Annotated in this window: 21 protein-coding genes; 11 read left to right on the forward strand and 10 right to left on the reverse strand. The window is 55.3% G+C overall.

Features of this window, described 5'->3' with window-relative positions; all coding sequences use genetic code 11:
• Positions 1 to 136 precede the first annotated feature (136 nt).
• The 7 genes from HFD92_RS01345 (at position 137) to oppF (ending at position 8,741) form a co-directional block, all read left to right on the forward strand.
• Positions 137 to 784 carry a YchE family NAAT transporter gene (locus tag HFD92_RS01345; protein WP_009089907.1) on the forward strand — a complete coding sequence of 216 codons (648 nt, stop codon included), beginning with the start codon at positions 137 to 139 and terminating at the stop codon, positions 782 to 784.
• 582 nt (positions 785 to 1,366) lie between these two features.
• A complete protein-coding gene (locus HFD92_RS01350) occupies positions 1,367 to 2,989 on the forward strand; it encodes an ABC transporter substrate-binding protein (protein WP_167428143.1) in 1,623 nt (540 codons plus the stop codon).
• Between the two features lie 151 nt (positions 2,990 to 3,140).
• Positions 3,141 to 4,781: an oligopeptide ABC transporter substrate-binding protein OppA gene (gene oppA / locus HFD92_RS01355; RefSeq protein ID WP_167428144.1), complete on the forward strand. Its 1,641-nt coding sequence runs from the start codon at positions 3,141 to 3,143 to the stop codon at positions 4,779 to 4,781.
• Between the two features lie 93 nt (positions 4,782 to 4,874).
• A complete protein-coding gene (gene oppB, locus HFD92_RS01360) occupies positions 4,875 to 5,795 on the forward strand; it encodes an oligopeptide ABC transporter permease OppB (RefSeq protein ID WP_009089910.1) in 921 nt (306 codons plus the stop codon).
• Positions 5,796 to 5,809: 14 nt separating this feature from the next.
• Positions 5,810 to 6,718 (forward strand): oligopeptide ABC transporter permease OppC, encoded by a 909-nt coding sequence (oppC, locus tag HFD92_RS01365; protein WP_046101922.1) that lies wholly within the window; start codon positions 5,810 to 5,812, stop codon positions 6,716 to 6,718.
• A gap of 11 nt (positions 6,719 to 6,729) precedes the next feature.
• A complete protein-coding gene (locus tag HFD92_RS01370; protein ID WP_009089912.1) occupies positions 6,730 to 7,743 on the forward strand; it encodes an ABC transporter ATP-binding protein in 1,014 nt (337 codons plus the stop codon).
• Positions 7,740 to 8,741 carry a murein tripeptide/oligopeptide ABC transporter ATP binding protein OppF gene (gene oppF / locus HFD92_RS01375; RefSeq protein WP_009089913.1) on the forward strand — a complete coding sequence of 334 codons (1,002 nt, stop codon included), beginning with the start codon at positions 7,740 to 7,742 and terminating at the stop codon, positions 8,739 to 8,741. Before HFD92_RS01370 ends, oppF begins: the two co-directional genes overlap by 4 nt.
• 84 nt (positions 8,742 to 8,825) lie before the next feature.
• On the opposite strand, the gene HFD92_RS01380 is transcribed toward oppF, so the two are convergent.
• The gene (locus HFD92_RS01380) at positions 8,826 to 9,149 is read right to left on the reverse strand and encodes an HI1450 family dsDNA-mimic protein (RefSeq protein ID WP_111207578.1); all 324 of its coding nucleotides are present in this window, start codon (positions 9,147 to 9,149) and stop codon (positions 8,826 to 8,828) included.
• Positions 9,150 to 9,194: 45 nt separating this feature from the next.
• Positions 9,195 to 10,655 (reverse strand): cardiolipin synthase, encoded by a 1,461-nt coding sequence (gene cls, locus HFD92_RS01385; RefSeq protein WP_009089916.1) that lies wholly within the window; start codon positions 10,653 to 10,655, stop codon positions 9,195 to 9,197.
• A 158-nt stretch (positions 10,656 to 10,813) separates the two neighbouring features.
• Here cls and HFD92_RS01390 point away from each other — a divergent pair, with 158 nt between their 5' ends.
• Entirely contained in the window at positions 10,814 to 10,987 is a 174-nt protein-coding gene (locus tag HFD92_RS01390; protein ID WP_128084052.1) for a YciY family protein, read from the forward strand.
• 78 nt (positions 10,988 to 11,065) lie between these two features.
• On the opposite strand, the gene HFD92_RS01395 is transcribed toward HFD92_RS01390, so the two are convergent.
• A complete protein-coding gene (locus tag HFD92_RS01395; RefSeq protein WP_009089920.1) occupies positions 11,066 to 11,383 on the reverse strand; it encodes a hypothetical protein in 318 nt (105 codons plus the stop codon).
• Positions 11,384 to 11,727: 344 nt separating this feature from the next.
• Between HFD92_RS01395 and ycgZ the strand changes: the two genes are divergently transcribed.
• Positions 11,728 to 11,970 carry a regulatory protein YcgZ gene (ycgZ, locus tag HFD92_RS01400; RefSeq protein WP_009089921.1) on the forward strand — a complete coding sequence of 81 codons (243 nt, stop codon included), beginning with the start codon at positions 11,728 to 11,730 and terminating at the stop codon, positions 11,968 to 11,970.
• Between the two features lie 85 nt (positions 11,971 to 12,055).
• Here ycgZ and HFD92_RS01405 read toward each other — a convergent pair whose 3' ends face one another.
• A complete protein-coding gene (locus HFD92_RS01405) occupies positions 12,056 to 12,241 on the reverse strand; it encodes a hypothetical protein (protein WP_058958173.1) in 186 nt (61 codons plus the stop codon).
• Between the two features lie 71 nt (positions 12,242 to 12,312).
• Entirely contained in the window at positions 12,313 to 12,609 is a 297-nt protein-coding gene (locus HFD92_RS01410; RefSeq protein WP_009089924.1) for a YciI family protein, read from the reverse strand.
• A gap of 195 nt (positions 12,610 to 12,804) precedes the next feature.
• Here HFD92_RS01410 and tonB point away from each other — a divergent pair, with 195 nt between their 5' ends.
• Entirely contained in the window at positions 12,805 to 13,572 is a 768-nt protein-coding gene (tonB, locus tag HFD92_RS01415) for a TonB system transport protein TonB (protein ID WP_167428145.1), read from the forward strand.
• 35 nt (positions 13,573 to 13,607) lie between these two features.
• Here the strand turns inward: tonB and yciA are convergent, their stop codons facing one another.
• From yciA to HFD92_RS01435, 4 genes are read right to left on the reverse strand one after another with little or no spacing between them, the layout of a single operon-like run.
• On the reverse strand, positions 13,608 to 14,030 hold the full coding sequence (gene yciA / locus HFD92_RS01420) for an acyl-CoA thioester hydrolase YciA (RefSeq protein ID WP_167428146.1): 423 nt from the start codon (positions 14,028 to 14,030) through the stop codon (positions 13,608 to 13,610).
• A gap of 59 nt (positions 14,031 to 14,089) precedes the next feature.
• Entirely contained in the window at positions 14,090 to 14,629 is a 540-nt protein-coding gene (locus tag HFD92_RS01425; protein ID WP_046101919.1) for a septation protein A, read from the reverse strand.
• A gap of 51 nt (positions 14,630 to 14,680) precedes the next feature.
• Positions 14,681 to 15,415, reverse strand: a complete 735-nt coding sequence (locus HFD92_RS01430; RefSeq protein WP_009089932.1) for a YciC family protein — start codon at positions 15,413 to 15,415, stop codon at positions 14,681 to 14,683.
• 27 nt (positions 15,416 to 15,442) lie between these two features.
• Positions 15,443 to 15,859: a YkgJ family cysteine cluster protein gene (locus HFD92_RS01435; RefSeq protein WP_009089933.1), complete on the reverse strand. Its 417-nt coding sequence runs from the start codon at positions 15,857 to 15,859 to the stop codon at positions 15,443 to 15,445.
• A 254-nt stretch (positions 15,860 to 16,113) separates the two neighbouring features.
• Here HFD92_RS01435 and ompW point away from each other — a divergent pair, with 254 nt between their 5' ends.
• Positions 16,114 to 16,746: an outer membrane protein OmpW gene (gene ompW / locus HFD92_RS01440; RefSeq protein ID WP_009089935.1), complete on the forward strand. Its 633-nt coding sequence runs from the start codon at positions 16,114 to 16,116 to the stop codon at positions 16,744 to 16,746.
• 48 nt (positions 16,747 to 16,794) lie between these two features.
• On the opposite strand, the gene HFD92_RS01445 is transcribed toward ompW, so the two are convergent.
• The gene (locus HFD92_RS01445; RefSeq protein ID WP_009089937.1) at positions 16,795 to 17,109 is read right to left on the reverse strand and encodes a BON domain-containing protein; all 315 of its coding nucleotides are present in this window, start codon (positions 17,107 to 17,109) and stop codon (positions 16,795 to 16,797) included.
• Between the last annotated feature and the right edge of the window lie 21 nt (positions 17,110 to 17,130).

The following is a 17,130-nucleotide window of genomic DNA, read 5'->3' on the forward strand; positions in this document are numbered from 1 at the left end:
CTCATTCGGAACGCTGGGGGAATCCGCTATGGGTTCCGCCTTAAGTGGCATAAATAGCGGCGTATGCATCTGGCGTCTGTGCCGCTTTTCACTTACATTAGGCGCGATTTCCCCCCCAGCGTTACGGAGCCATGTCGTGAACCCTGCACTGTTAGATCTTTCAGGCTATATAAAATTCTTTGTCGGGCTGTTCGCGCTGGTTAATCCGGTCGGCATTATTCCGGTGTTCATCAGTATGACCCGCTATCAGGCGGCAGCTGAACGCAATAAAACGAATCTAACCGCCAACCTGGCGGTGGCTATTATCCTCTGGACCTCGCTGTTCCTCGGCGATGCGATTCTGCGGGTGTTTGGCATCTCGATTGACTCGTTCCGCATTGCGGGCGGGATTCTGGTCGTGACCATTGCGATGTCGATGATCAGTGGCAAGCTGGGCGAGGATAAGCAGAACAAACAGGAGAAGTCAGAAACGGCCATTCGTGAAAGCGTTGGCGTAGTGCCTCTGGCGCTTCCCCTGATGGCCGGTCCGGGTGCCATCAGTTCGACGATTGTCTGGAGCACCCGCTATCACAGCTGGCTTAACCTGCTGGGCTTTACGCTGGCGATTGCCATTTTTGCCTTATGTTGCTGGCTGCTGTTTCGGGCCGCGCCTTTGATGGTGCGGATACTGGGACAGACTGGTATTAACGTGATTACCCGTATCATGGGACTGTTACTGATGGCCCTGGGTATTGAGTTTGTTGTTACCGGCCTGAAGTCTATATTTCCCGGACTGCTCAATTAACGCCTCACTTATTTCAGGCAGCGAAGCGTAAACCTGATCCGTAATGGTGCAATCGACGGTTTTATTGCACCATTACAATGCAATTATTCGTCGCGCTTAAAAGATTCAGTCGATTATAAATTTCATTACTGCTGGCCGGTTCACAGACTTTTGTCAGCGAAATAATGTCACGATTTTCACACCATATTCTTCTGTCTTGATTCTTCCCTCCCTCATAAACACCCGCCTGAGAGCCATCAGGCTGGATTTTTCTCACGCCAGATGCCGACTTTGGAAGATAAGTGCCAAAAACCGTGCGTATTCATGATGCAAAGCACGTCTGCACAGGGTTTTCGACGAAAACGCCTATTTTTCATATCGATATGATATTTTCAGGTCAAAAATTAACACTTCCGCTGCGTGACAACTCGTGATAAAAGAGAATTAGTTAACATTTTAGCTATTTTACTTTGGCGCCCTCTGATGGCTTCTGATAATTTCTGGCCCAGCGTGAATTTTTTTCTCCGAAAGTGCAAAGTGAGAACGCTTTTTGCTTAAGCCTGTCGGGATACTTAAAAAAGGTTGGCGTTTCGGATGACTGGGATGATGAATGTGCAGCAACAGCGGCTGACTCTCGCCGCACTGTTAATAGCGTTTACGCCGGCTTATGCCGCCACGGTTCCGCCCGGAACGACGCTGGCCGCGCAGCAACAGATTGTGATTAACAATGGCAATGAAGTCTCTTCGCTGGATCCCCATAAAACCGAAGGTGTGCCGGAATCCAATATTATTCACAACCTGCTGGACGGTCTGGTTAACACCGATAATTTCGGTCAGGTCGTCCCCGGCGTTGCCCTGAGCTGGGAGAATCCGCAGCCCACCGTCTGGATCTTTAACCTGCGGGATGATGCTAAGTGGAGTAATGGTGAGCCGGTGACCGCCGCAGATTTTGTCTACAGCTGGCGTCGGCTGGTGGACCCTGCCACCGCGTCGCCTTACTCCAGCTATCTGCAGGCCGCCCATGTTGCCGGGATCGATGCGATTCTGGCTGGTAAAGCGTCACCCGATCAGCTGGGCGTGAAAGCACTGGATGACCACCGGCTGCAGATTACGCTGACTGAACCAGTGCCTTACCTGGTAGCCATGCTGGCGCACACGGCGCTGAAGCCGGTTTATGCACCCGCTATCAAAGAGTGGGGCGATGCCTGGACCCGGCCGGGCCACTATATCGGTAACGGTGCTTATACCTTAAGCGACTGGGTAGTGAATGAAAAAATTGTTCTGAAGCGCAATCCTCACTACTGGGACAATGCCCATACGGTGATTGAGCAGGGGACCTTCCTGCCCATCGCCTCTGAAAACAGCGATATCAACCGCTACCGCAGCGGCGGAACGGACATCACCAACAGCGCCCTGCCGCCGGAGATGTTTGGCAAGCTGCGCAGGGATCTCGGCGATGAGGTGAAGATCAGTCCGCTGCTCTGCACGTTTTATTATGAAATCAATAACAAAAAGGCGCCGTTCACCGATCCACGGGTGCGCGCCGCCCTAAAGATGACCCTCGACCGTGAGGTGATTGCCAGAAAAATCATGGGGCAGGGACAGATTCCGGCTTACAGCCTGACGCCGCCCTTTACCGCCGGTATTAAGCTGACACCGCCAGCCTGGTTTACCTGGACGCAGGCGCAACGCAATGAGGCGGCGAAAAAGCTGCTGGCAGAGGCGGGATTCAACGCCGCCAATCCGCTGACCTTTACGCTGCTCTATAACACTTCCGATCAGAATAAACGGCAGGCGATTGCGGCCGCTTCAATGTGGCAGAAAAATCTCGGCGCAAAAGTCACCCTGCAGAATCAGGAGTGGAAGACGATGCTGGAGACCCGCCATCAGGCCCAGTATGACGTGGTGCGAGCCACCTGGTGCGCCGATTACAATGAGCCTTCAACCTTTCTCAACATGCTGATCAGCAACGCCTCGATCAATACCGCCTTTTACAGCAGTGCGGCCTTTGACGAGCTGATGGCGAAGAGTCTGACGGCGGGCAGTGAGGCGCAGCGCGCGGAGCTCTATCAGCAGGCTGAAACACAACTCGACAAAGACTCACCCATTGTGCCAGTTTACTACCGCGTCAGTGTGCGCCTGGTGAAGCCCTGGGTTGGCGGTTTCACGGGCAAAGACCCGCAGGATATGACAGACCTGAAGTACTATTTTATTAAAAAACACTGATCTGCTCGCCATCCTGGTGAGACAGACGGGAAGCGCATCAGCAAACAGACCAATTTTTTGGGGTCACTCTCCCGGGTTAAGGGAGCCCGGAAACGGGGGACGCCGCGGCAGAACAGCGCTGCGGTGACGATAATAAAACTGGAGTGTAATAATGAACAACATCACGAAAAAAAGCCTGATAGCAGCGGGCGTCTTCGCCGCAATAAGTGCCCTGGCAGGGAATGCGGCTTTCGCGGCGACCGTGCCTGCAGACGTTGAACTGGCAGCCAAACAGGAGCTCGTTCGCGGCAATGGCGATGAAGTGCAGTCGCTCGACCCGCACAAAATCGAGGGCGTGCCGGAAGATAACGTGGCGCGCGATCTCTATGAAGGTCTGCTGGTCAATGACAGCAACGGCAAACCGATCCCGGGCGTGGCGGAAAGCTATGAAAATAAAGATTTCAAAGTGTGGACTTTCCACCTGCGTAAAAATGCCAAATGGTCTAACGGCGAGCCGGTAACCGCGCAGGACTTCGTCTACAGCTGGGAGCGTCTGGTTGACCCGAAAACGGCTTCACCCTACGCCAGCTATCCTCAGTATGGTCATATCCTGAACGTTGATGACATCATCGCAGGTAAAAAGCCCATTACCGATCTGGGCGTGAAAGCGATTGATGACCACACGCTGGAAGTGACCCTGAGTGAGCCGGTTCCCTATTTTGATAAGCTGCTGATCAACTCCGTGATGTCACCGGTTTATAAACCGGCGATTGAGAAATTCGGCGAACAGTGGACTCAGCCGCAAAACTGGGTCGGCAACGGTGCCTTTAAGCTCGACGCACACGTCATTAACGAACGCATCACGCTGGTGCGTAACCCGAACTACTGGGACAACGAGCACACCGTGCTGAACAAGATTACCTACCTGCCAATCAGTTCTGAAGTCAGTGACGTCAACCGTTACTTCTCCGAGAACGGCAGCGACATGACCTATAACAATCTGCCGATCGAGCTGTTCAAAAAGCTGCAGCGCGAAAACGGTAAAGAGCTGCACGTCGATCCTTATCTCTGCACCTACTACTACGAAATCAATAACCAGAAAGCGCCATTTACCGATCCGCGCGTTCGTGCCGCCCTGAAGCTGGGTCTGGACCGTGACATCATGGTGAATAAAGTGCTGGCGCAGGGTCAGAAGCCGGCCTACAGCTTCACACCGCCAGCCACCGACGGTATGGAAATCCTGCCGCCAGACTGGTTCAAGTGGTCACAGGATAAACGTAACGCCGAAGCGAAAAAACTGCTGGCTGAAGCGGGCTACACCGCGGATAAACCGCTGACCTTCAACCTGCTCTACAACACCTCCGATCTGCACAAGAAGCTGGCGATTGCCGCCTCGTCGATCTGGAAGAAAAACATCGGTGTGAATATCAAGCTGGAAAACCAGGAGTGGAAAACCTTCCTGGACACCCGTCATCAGGGTAACTTCGATGTGGCTCGTGCGGCCTGGTGTGCGGACTACAACGAACCGACTTCCTTCCTGAACATCATGCTCTCAAACAGCAGCAGTAACACCTCGCACTATAAGAGCGATGCGTTTGACAAAGTGGTGCGTGACGCAATCAAAGCGCCGGATGCCAAAGGCCGTGCAGCGGACTATCAGCAGGCCGAGCAGATCCTGGATAAAGACAGCACCATCGTACCGGTTTACTACTACGTGAATACGCGTCTGGTGAAACCTTACGTTGGTGGTTATACCGGTAAAGATCCGCTGGATAAAACGCTGTCTAAAGACTTCTACATCATTAAACACTAATAGCGTTCAGGCTATCAGCAGTGGCGGCGCTTCTCGCGCCGCCTTTTTACTATTTTTTATATGTTGTGAAGCAACAGCCTGGTAGGTACGGCAATGTTAAAATTCATCCTGCGTCGCTTGCTTGAAGCGATTCCGACGCTGTTCGTCCTGATTACCATCTCCTTCTTTATGATGCGACTGGCACCCGGCAGCCCCTTTACCGGCGAGCGCACCCTGGCACCGGAAGTGATGGCCAACATTGAGGCGAAATATCACCTCAACGATCCTATCGGTAAGCAGTATGTCGATTACCTGGTCCAGCTGGCCCACGGCGATTTCGGCCCATCCTTTAAATACAAAGATTATTCGGTTAACTATCTGGTCGCGCACGCGTTCCCGGTCTCGGCAAAACTGGGTCTGGCCGCGTTCCTGCTGGCGATCGTGCTCGGCGTCACGGCCGGGGTCATCGCCGCGCTGAAACAGAACACCCTGTGGGACTTCGCGGTAATGGGGGTGGCGATGACCGGCGTGGTGATACCCAGCTTTGTGGTCGCGCCGCTGCTGGTCCTGCTGTTCGCGATCAGCCTGAAATGGCTGCCGGGCGGGGGCTGGAATGGCGGGCAGTGGAACTACATGCTGCTGCCGATGGTGGCACTCTCACTGGCTTACATTGCCAGCATTGCCCGTATCACCCGTGGATCGATGATTGAAGTGATGCACTCCAACTTTATCCGCACGGCTCGCGCCAAAGGCTTACCGCTGCGCCGCATTGTGCTGCGTCATGCGCTGAAACCGGCTCTGCTGCCGGTCATCTCCTATATGGGACCCGCCTTTGTCGGCATCATCACCGGTTCGATGGTGATCGAATCGATCTACGGTCTGCCGGGCATCGGTCAGCTGTTTGTAAATGGTGCACTGAACCGCGACTACTCGCTGGTGATGAGCCTGACGATTCTGGTCGGTCTGCTGACCATCCTGTTTAACGCGATTGTTGACGTGCTCTATGCCGTTATCGATCCCAAAATTCGTTACTGATTGCGGAGTTCGCCATGATGTTAAGTAAGAAAAACAGCGAAGCTCTTGATGCGTTCAGTGAGAAGCTGGAAGTAGAAGGGCGCAGTCTCTGGCAGGACGCGCGTCGTCGTTTTATCCATAACCGGGCAGCCCTGATCAGCTTGCTGGTGCTGCTGGTCATTACGCTGTTTGTGATTATCGCGCCGATGGTGGCGCAGTTCACCTACGACGATACCGACTGGGCGATGATGTCTTCACCGCCGGATACCACCTCCGGTCACTGGTTCGGCACCGACTCGTCGGGGCGTGACCTGCTGGTGCGTGTGGCCATTGGCGGCCGGATCTCCCTGATGGTCGGCGTCGCTTCTGCCCTGATCGCCGTGGTGGTCGGTACCCTGTATGGCTCGATTGCCGGTTACCTGGGTGGCAAAACCGACTCGGCGATGATGCGTGTTCTGGAAATCCTCAACTCCTTCCCGTTCATGTTCTTCGTGATCCTGCTGGTGACCTTCTTTGGTCGTAACATCCTGCTGATCTTTGCCGCCATCGGCATGGTTTCGTGGCTGGATATGGCGCGTATTGTGCGCGGCCAGACGCTGAGCCTGAAGCGCAAAGAGTTTATCGAAGCTGCTCATGTAGGTGGGGTATCGACCTGGAAAATTGTGGTGCGCCATATCGTGCCCAACGTGCTGGGGGTGGTGGTGGTTTACGCCTCACTGCTGGTGCCCAGTATGATCCTGTTTGAATCCTTCCTGAGCTTCCTGGGTCTGGGCACGCAGGAACCCCTGAGCAGCTGGGGCGCACTGCTGAGCGACGGAGCCAACTCTATGGAAGTGTCGCCATGGCTGTTGCTGTTCCCGGCGGGTTTCCTGGTGGTCACGCTGTTCTGTTTCAACTTTATCGGCGATGGCCTGCGTGATGCCCTCGACCCGAAAGATCGTTAAGGAGTTTCCCGATGACTATTCATGAATTTCAGCCAGCGATGGCGGCCCGCGCGGGAAGCGAACAGCTACTTACGGTCAAAGATTTACGCGTCACCTTTGGCACGCACGATGGTGATGTCACCGCGGTGAACAATCTGAACTTCTCGCTGCGCGCAGGGGAGACGCTGGGCATTGTCGGTGAGTCCGGTTCGGGCAAGTCACAGACCGCCTTTGCCCTGATGGGGCTGCTGGCGAAAAACGGGCGCATTGGCGGTTCTGCGCTGTTCAACGGCAAAGAGATCCTGAATCTGCCGGAAAGCCAGCTTAACCGGCTGCGCGCTGAGCAGATTGCGATGATCTTCCAGGACCCGATGACCTCGCTCAATCCCTATATGCGGGTCGGCGAGCAGCTGATGGAAGTGCTGAAACTGCACAAGGGGATGAGCAGCGCACAGGCTTTCGAAGAGTCGGTGAGAATGCTGGATGCGGTGAAGATGCCGGAAGCGCGCAAGCGAATGAAAATGTATCCGCATGAGTTCTCCGGTGGGATGCGCCAGCGCGTGATGATCGCCATGGCGCTGCTCTGCCGTCCAAAGCTGCTGATTGCCGATGAACCGACCACGGCGCTGGATGTGACGGTGCAGGCGCAGATCATGACGCTGCTCAATGATCTGAAGCGCGAGTTCAACACCGCCATCATCATGATCACCCACGATCTCGGCGTGGTGGCGGGGATCTGCGACAAAGTGCTGGTGATGTACGCCGGACGCACCATGGAGTATGGCCGCGCCCGCGATGTCTTTTACCAGCCCGCCCATCCTTATTCGATCGGCCTGCTCAATGCCGTACCACGCCTGGATGCCGAGGGCGAGAGCCTCACGACCATTCCGGGGAATCCACCCAATCTGCTGCGTCTGCCGCAGGGCTGTCCGTTCCAGCCGCGCTGCCCGCACGCGATGGATATCTGCACCCAGTCGCCGCCGCTGGAGCCGTTTGGCGATGGCCGTCTGCGTGCCTGCTTTAAGCCGGTGGAGGAGTTAGTATGAGCACCGTAGCTGAAAAGAAAGTGTTACTGGAAATCGCCGACCTGAAGGTGCATTTCGACATCAAAGATGGCAAGCAGTGGTTCTGGCAGCCCTCAAAGACCCTGAAAGCGGTGGACGGGGTCAGCCTGCGTCTTTATGAAGGGGAAACCCTGGGCGTGGTGGGCGAGTCCGGCTGCGGCAAATCGACGCTGGCACGCGCCATTATCGGGCTGGTCAAAGCCACAGAAGGGCGTGTCGCCTGGTTAGGCCGCGATCTGCTCGGTCAGAGCGAAGAGGAGTGGCGCAAGGCGCGTAGCGACATTCAGATGATCTTCCAGGACCCGCTGGCCTCTCTGAATCCGCGTATGACTATCGGCGATATCATCGCCGAGCCGCTGCGCACCTATCATCCGAAGATGGCGCGTCAGGAAGTGAAAGATCGCGTCAAAAATATGATGATGAAGGTGGGCCTGCTGCCGAACCTGATTAACCGCTATCCGCATGAGTTTTCGGGCGGCCAGTGTCAGCGTATCGGCATCGCCCGTGCGCTGATTCTGGAGCCAAAGCTCATTATCTGTGATGAGCCGGTTTCGGCGCTCGACGTGTCGATTCAGGCGCAGGTGGTGAATCTGCTGCAGCAGTTGCAGCGTGAAATGGGACTGTCACTGATCTTCATCGCGCACGATCTGGCCGTGGTGAAACATATCTCTGATCGCGTGCTGGTAATGTATCTGGGACATGCGGTGGAGCTGGGCACCTACAGCGAGGTCTATGGCAATCCGCAGCACCCTTATACCCGGGCGCTGATGTCTGCCGTGCCGATTCCCGATCCCGATCTGGAGAAGAACAAGCAGATTCAGCTACTGGAAGGGGAGCTGCCGTCGCCGATCAATCCGCCGTCAGGCTGTGTGTTCCGCACCCGCTGTCCGATTGCCGGACCGGAGTGTGCGAAAACCCGTCCGCTGCTGGAAGGCAGCTTCCACCATGCGGTCTCCTGTCTCAAGGTCGACCCGCTCTGAAGCAAAACGCCGGGCAATTGCCCGGCGTTTTCTGTTGTGGGATGCTGCGCCACGACGTCATTCACGTCACCGCGCATCTACGGTCTATTCACGCCACAGGATATGACACAGCTTGTGATCTTTTTCACGGCACAGCAGCACACGCGCAAAGACGTCGGTGATCGGCTCACCGTCCGCGTCACCCAGCCCAATCACCACCTCGGCGAAAAAGTCAGGGTTCAGATCGAAATCAACATGATCTTTCCAGTCTTCAGACGGGTCGAACAGCTCTGCGCCACCGCGCTCCTCAAACTGCAGATTGAAGAGAATGATGTCTGCCGGATCGAGATTGTCACCTGCCAGTTCGAGAAAAATATCGTAGGCCTGTTCCAGCGTTTCATCTTCGGTAAGGCGATTATTTAAATCCATAGTCTGTCCTGTCTGCCTGCGGCCATTTACACAATCTGGCTCGTTTTACAGTAAAGGGCTGAAGAAGTAAAACAGTCGTTCAACAATGCGCTGCCACCAGGCACGTTTTGCCCAGCGCTTACCCTCCAGCAGGCGCGACCGCGCGATATAGTCATCCTGTACGCAGGCCAGGTCACTGCCGAAGCCCGCATCATCCACCACCAGCGTCACCTCGAAATTAAGCCATAAACTGCGCATATCGAGATTCACGGTGCCGACCAGGCTCAGCTGTCCGTCCACCAGCACGCTCTTGGTATGCAGCAGGCCATCTTCAAACTGGTAAATCTTCACGCCCGCCTCCAGCAATTCACTGAAGAAGGCGCGGCTGGCCCAGCCGACCAGCAATGAGTCATTGTGACGCGGCAGGATCAGGCTGACGCTGACGCCACGCTGCGCCGCCGTGCAGATCGCATGCAGCAGGTCGTCGCTGGGCACAAAGTAGGGGGTCGTCATGATTAGCTGCTCACGCGCCGAATAGACGGCGGTCAGCAGGGCCTGATGGATCATATCTTCCGGAAAACCGGGACCGGAGGCGATCACCTGCACGGTGTGGCCGCTCTCCTGTTCAAACGGCATGATGTTGCGATCGGGCGGGGGAGGCAGAATGCGCTTACCGGTCTCTATTTCCCAGTCGCAGCTGAAAACGATCCCCATCGCGGTCGCGACCGGGCCTTCCATACGCGCCATCAGATCTATCCACTGACCCACACCGGCACTCTGTTTAAAGAAGCGGGGGTCGACCAGATTCATACTGCCGGTGTAGGCGATGTAGTTATCAATCAGCACGATTTTACGATGCTGGCGCAGATCCATCCGCCGCAGGAAGACGCGCAGCAGGCTCACCTGTAACGCTTCCACTACGTCAATGCCGGCGTTGCGCATCATGCCCGCCCAGGGGCTGCGGAAAAAGTTTACGCTGCCCGCTGAGTCCAGCAGCAGACGACAGTGGACGCCACGGCGCGACGCCGCCATCAGCGATTCGGCAACTTCATCTGCCAGACCACCGGGGTGCCAGATGTAAAACACCATCTCGATATTATGGCGGGCCAGCTGGATGTCACGAATCAGTGCCTGCATCACATCATCGGCGCTGGTTAACAGTTGCAGCTGATTTCCCTTTACCCCGGCAATGCCCTGACGATGGTAGCAAAGCTCAAATAACGAGCGCGCGACGTCGCTGTGTTCCGTCGCGAAAATCTCGCGGCACTGCTTCAGATCATTCAGCCAGCGGGCCGTTGACGGCCACATGGTGCGGGCGCGCTCCGCGCGACGTTTACCCAGGTGCAGTTCGCCAAAGGAGAGATAAGCGATAATGCCGACCAGCGGCAGAATATAGATAACCAGCAGCCAGGCCATCGCCGAGGTGACAGCCCGGCGCTTTATCAGGATGCGCAGTGTGACACCGGCAATCAGCAGCCAGTAACCAAACAGCAGCAACCAGCTGATCAGCGTATAAAAAGTGGTCATAAAGTGGACATCCCGTTCGCGCTTCCGTCTGGCAAGTTTACGTGCAGATGACGGCTAACGAAACCTTTATCCCTGACGAGAATAATGAGAGAACAGATTGGGTATTGTCGCAGAGATCTCTATAATGCGGCGGCGTAGACGATGGCAGAGAGGAAGTGATGAAACGAAGCAGAAATGAAGTGGCACGCTGGAGAATGTTACGACAGGTTCACCGTCGCCGTTCACGCTGGCTGGAAGGGCAGTCACGCCGCTATAAGCGCATCCATTGTATCCGCCACCAGCTGGCCCAGCAGCAGCGCCGATCAATTCTGTTCATTACGCAGATGGTCTAATCCCGCACCTCTTCAGCCCGCCCTGTAAGCCGATACCCTGTGAGGCAGCAGGCGGGCTGCGCATTATCCGGGGCACCCTTACGCTTCAAAAAAGCCCTGCTCGGCCAGTAACCGGCGCGCCTGAGCCTGCTCCTGAGGCGACGCTCCCCGATCGTTGACCTCGAGCATCAGACAGGGCATTGCGCTGCCCAGCGCCGCTGGCCGGCGATAACCCTCCCGATCGTACCATTCGTAACTCCACCGGCCTGATTTGCGCTGATAGTAGATCGTCAGCCAGGCAGAGCAGTTCGCCGGATAACCGCTTAATACTTCAATCTTAGGATCGGCCAGCGCGGCAAGCCGGGATAACAGCGTGTCAGCCAGAGTGAGAACCGGAACAGGATAGGTTTTATTCATAGTGAGCTCGCGACAGTGCGGTGCATCCATTCAGAGGTGTAAATCACGAATAGTAAATGTAGACAGAGGTAACAGATAAATCCTCTCGCCGGTCAAAAAAAGCCGTAAGTAAAAAGGATCAGGCGGAAAAGGGGCGCGTCTGAGGGGGTTGACAGGGGATGTGTACAAAGAGAAAAGAAACTTGTACAACTTTACATTGTTTTAAGTCTATGTATTAAATGAATTTAATGAAAAATGTCACGCTTTGGGTGATTTTTCGCGCTAAATACCTGTACAGGAGGGGCGTTTTTGTATAACTTTACCGCATCGCTTAGTAACTTTAACGACGCCTTTAAGGGACAATCATGCAGACTAACGTACATATTCCCGCTTCAGTTTCAGACATTACTGCCTATCTGCACAGTGCTGCACAGCCTTCACAGCAGGCGATCCTGGGGTCGGTTGTCACGGAAATTATTCGTTCCGGCCGCAGCCTGAACCGCAAAGCGATCTGTTCAAAACTGATTAGCCGCCTGCAGCATGTTACCAGCCCGGAAGAAGAACAGCACTATCACGCGCTGATTGGTCTGATTCTGGATCGCGGCTGATATAAAGATAACAGAGTATGAAGAACAGGACAGTCAATCAGCTGTCCTGTTCTTTAATGCCTTTTACCCCAGCGGCTATTTATGGTCAGCCGGGATGAAGCGGCTTCGTCATCATCAGCGTGACATTTACCAGCTGCAACGCTGCTGCCAGCACAATCAGCATCACGATCGTCTGTTTCTTCCTGCGCCAGCCCTGCGTCCGCCAGAGATAAATAGCCCTGCCAAGCAGTAAAGCGATGACCAGCAGCAGCGCCAGAATAACAATCTGCATATTCCCTCTCTCTACGAAAAAAAATGGCTTCTGCGCCAGGCACAGAAGCCATTTTTAATACTCAGATGCAATCAGAAGACGCGTTTGAACGGTTTAACCGCGACCTGACTATAGACGCCCGCCGCAATATAGGGATCATCCTGCGCCCAGGATTGCGCCGCTTCCAGCGACGGGAACTCCGCAATGACGGTGGAACCGGTAAAGCCCGCCACGCCGGGATCGTTACTGTCCACGGCAGGCATCGGGCCAGCGATAATCAGGCGTCCCTCTTCGTGAAGCAGTTTGAGCCGTGCCAGATGGGCAGGGCGCACGGCGTTACGCTTTTCCAGTGAATCTGCAGTATCTTCTGCATAAATGACGTAAAGCACTCAGGAACTCCCATTAACCAGAATTTTGCACACGTTAAGGGATTGCCCTTCAGAGTGCAAACGAAAACTCGGGCGGCTGGGAGGCGCAGCATAAAGGGCTAAATGCGCTTTTCTGATGGCCTGAAGGCGGGAGTTATTGAAACTGATTGCTATTTGCATTTAAAATCGCTGCTTCATTCAATCACTGCGACTGTTATGACCACGCTGACTATGCCCTTACCCAAACGCACGCCACTCTCCATGTTGCTGTCTGTTGTTCTGCATGGGGCCGTCATTGCCGGAATTCTGTATGCGTCATTCCAGCAGGTGACGGAAGTGCCAAAGGCCTCTCAGCCCATCAGCGTCACCATGGTTGCCCCGGAAGTTCAGCCCGAGCCTGCTCCGGCTGTTGTGCAGCCGCCTGCACCAGAGCCTGAGCCGCAGCCAGAACCTCAGCCAGAACCGGAACCTCAGCTGGCGCCGGAACCGCCGAAAGCGGAACCGGTGCCGATACCAAAACCTGAGCCGAAGCCCAAACCAAAACCCAAACCCAAACCTAAAACCGAGCACAAGCGGGAGAAACCTGTACGCGACGTGAAGCCGCGTCAGGAGAGTAAACCGCAGGATAATCCGTTCCGGCAGGAGGCGCCGGCGACCCAGACCCGCCCAGCCACTGCGCCAAAAGCGACTCCGTCACCGACACCATCGGTATCAACCGGCCCGAAAGCGCTGAGCGTCAGTAAGCCAGGCTATCCTCAGCGCGCTTATGCGCTGCGGGTTGAAGGGCGCGTGCGGGTGAAGTTTGACGTGGACAGTGACGGTCGGGTAGATAACATTCAGATCCTCTCTGCGGAACCGCGCAATATGTTTGAGCGCGACGTAAAGCAGGCGATGAAAAAGTGGCGTTACCAGAGCGGTCGCCCGGGTCAGGGACTCACAATGAATATCGTCTTTAAGCTTAAAGGCGGGGCCAGCATAGAGTAAGAGGCCGGGTCAGGCGGAGATGCCTGACCCGTTTTTTATTCGCCGGGCTGCTGATTGGCGCGGCCGGCTGGCAGCGAACGGGAATTGCCCGCACTGTCCACGGCCACATAGATAAAGACCGCTTCGGTGGCACAATAAGTCTGTCCAATCGGCTCAGACGACACTTTCTTGATCCACACTTCGACGTTAATGGTCATCGAACTGTTGCCGGTCCGGATACAGCGCGCATGACAGCTCACGACATCCCCTACCGCCACCGGCTTCAGAAATGACATGCCGTCGACGCGTACCGTTACCACGCGGCCTTCCGCGATCTCTTTAGCCAGAATCGCGCCGCCCATATCCATCTGTGACATCAGCCAGCCACCAAAGATATCGCCGTTAGCGTTGGTGTCTGCCGGCATGGCGAGCGTACGCAGCACCATTTCACCTTGCGGTAATTTATGTTTTTCGCCCATTGCTTCCCGTTCTTATGCAGATGAATGCTGAAAAAAAGCCCGGCGAACCGGGCGGATGATTATTTTTGTTCCTGCTGCGGCATCTGTCGCCAGATATAGAGCCCGCTAAGCAGGGTAAACAGTAAGGTCAGACCGGTGAGACCAAACACTTTAAAGTTAACCCAAAACGCCTGGGATAACCAAAAGGCGACGTAGATGTTCACCAGGCCGCAAATCAGAAAGAAGAGTGCCCAGGCAACGTTCAGACGACGCCAGACCGCGTCCGGCAGCTGAAGCTCTTTACCCAGCATGCTCTGGATCAGCGGCTGCTTCATAAACCACTGGCTGTAGAGCAGGGCGAGCGCGAACAGGCTGTAGATGACCGTCACTTTCCACTTAATAAACTCATCGTTGTGGAACACCAGCGTCAGGGTGCCAAAGACCGCGACCAGCACAAAGGTGAAAATGGTCATCTTTTCCAGTCTGCGATAGAGCACCCAGCTGACGACCAGCGCCAGACCGGTCGCGACAATCAGTGCGCCCGAGGCGACAAAGATGTCATAGAGCTTATAGAAGATGAAAAAGACTACCAGGGGGAGAAAGTCGAGTAACTGCTTCATAGTGATTCCCGTCAGGGTTGCATGCCAGTGCGCCCGCAGGCGCACCGTCCGTCAACGTAACAGCATATAGAGCCGATAGAGATAGATGATCAACAGGGCTGAAACCAGATTGCCGGCCGCGGTAAAAATGACCGACGAAACATTCAGCGGCAGCACGGTCAGCGAAGCGAAAAAGAGCATCACGACCACTTTCGCCAGCAGCCAGAGCAGGATGGCGGGGGCGATCAGCTTCACGTTCTTCCAGGCCATGCGCATGCTGGCGCGCATGGCGGCAAACACGCCCATCTTCTCACTGGCAAGCATCACCGGCGCCAGTGACAGCAGGATCGTCAGCAGAATACCGGGGACCACCAGCACCATAAAGCCAAGCTGGGCCACCAGCGTCATCAGAAAGGTCAGCAGCAGCAGTCTGGGCAGCAGCGGCGCAGAAGTCCCGATAGCCCGCAAAGCGCTGACCCGCTGACCGGAAGAGACCATCGGAATCAGGCAGAGCATGCCGCCCAGCAGCAGCGTGTTACCCAACAGCGCAGCGAAGGTGCTGGCAGCCGAAGCCCGCAGCAGAACCTGCTGCTGTTCCGGCGACATGCTCTGCACTATCTCAAACAACGATCTGGCACTGTCGTCACCCTGCTGCAGAATGGCCATCTCATCGACACCAGGCGTCAGCACATGCACCAGCATGACAGTGATAAAAGCGGTCAGCAACGACAGCAGCAGCAGGGTAGCCAGCTGATGTCGCGCAAAATTTCCAGTGTCACGGTATAACGAGCTTGCCGTGATAGACATGTACACTCCTTGGAGGAACCGGGTTAATTAACCCGGCGATTGTACATGTTCTGGCAGCTCACGGGCACCCGCTGTGGCATAACTTTCTGTCACGACAGGTAAAGATGGCGAAAAAAGCGGGGGAAGGCCATAGCGGGCGCGGGCCCGATCGCAGGCTTCGTTGTGAATGCCGCCTTCTCCTGACAGCGAGAACTCCCGACAGGGGGTGGGACGCTGTTCATAGATTCCGCATGAAACGCATCCGCCGATCTCTCCCTGCAGGGCGACACAGCGCGGGGTGCGATCGTTGGTGCCCCGCATGTTACGCATGAGCAGGCTGAGCGGCTCGGTCAGGTCGGTCGGCACCAGACCGCCCGCATCGTCGGCTTCCGCCCAGTAAAATGAGACGCGAAAATGGGCGCAGCAGGCGCCACAGCTGATACAAGGATTTAATGTGTCACTCATTTGATCACCCGCCCCTCCCGAGGCATCGAACCAAAATCAACCAGGAAGAGAAGCAAAATAGGGCCGCCGGAATTTTTCAGCAAGGGGAATTTGCGGGCGCCGAAGCGTGCCGAAATTGATCTAAATCAATTCATTGTTTTTTAAGCAATTTATCTGAAGCGTTCAGAGTGCAATTTCCTGTAAATCGCGTTAAATAACTGCCAGCAAAAAAATGATAATCCCCCGCGACATCAACATTAAGCAAAGGAGTGATAATGAAACTGGCAAAATGCGCGATGCTGCTGGCGCTGGCTTTACCCCAGCTGGCGATGGCCCACGAAGCAGGCGACTTCTTTATGCGTGCCGGCAGTGCAACCGTACGCCCCACCGAAGGCTCCGATAATGTGTTAGGCATGGGGGAGTTCAGCGCCTCCAACGACACGCAGCTCGGCCTGACCTTTACCTATATGGCGACGGACAACATCGGGGTGGAACTTCTCGCCGCCACGCCGTTCCGTCACAAAGTGGGTCTTGGCCCGACCGGCACGCTGGCTACCGTGCGTCAGTTACCGCCGACGCTGATGGCGCAGTACTACTTCTTCGACAGCAAAAGCAAAGCCCGTCCCTACGTGGGCGTGGGCGTCAACTACACCACCTTCTATGATGCCGATTTCAACCAGACCGGTCGCGATGCAGGCCTGACCGATCTCAGCGTCAAGGATTCGTGGGGCGTGGCGGGTCAGGTCGGCCTGGATTATCAAATCAATCGCGACTGGATGCTGAATGCGTCGGTGTGGTACATGGATATCGACACGGAAGTGAAGTTTAAAGCGGGAGGCGAGCAGCAGAACATCAATATGCGCATCGATCCGTGGGTCTTCTTCTTCGGGGCAGGTTACCGCTTCTGATGAGAAAAAGGCCGCTGATTCAGCGGCCTTTTTTGTGTCTGTGTAACGTTATTTAATCTGCATATTGTTCACGACAGATTTCACGCCCGGTACGCTGCGCGTTACCTGAACAGCACGATTAGCCATTTGTGGCGATGACACAAAACCGCTCAGCTGAACTTTACCCTTAAAGGTTTCTACGTTGATTTCAGTCGATTTCAGCGAGTCATCCTTCAGCAGTTCACCTTTCACTTTCGTGGTTACAACGGTGTCATCGATGTAGCCACCGGTTCCCTCTTTGGTTGCGGTTGGCGCACAGGCGCTCAGTGTCAGCGCAACCACACCCGCCAGTACAGCACCTGTCAGCAGTTTAACGAATTTCATTGCTTTCTCTCCCTGTCACAA

The organism is Pantoea sp. EKM101V, from assembly GCF_011800325.1.
GTDB lineage: Bacteria > Pseudomonadota > Gammaproteobacteria > Enterobacterales > Enterobacteriaceae > Pantoea > Pantoea anthophila.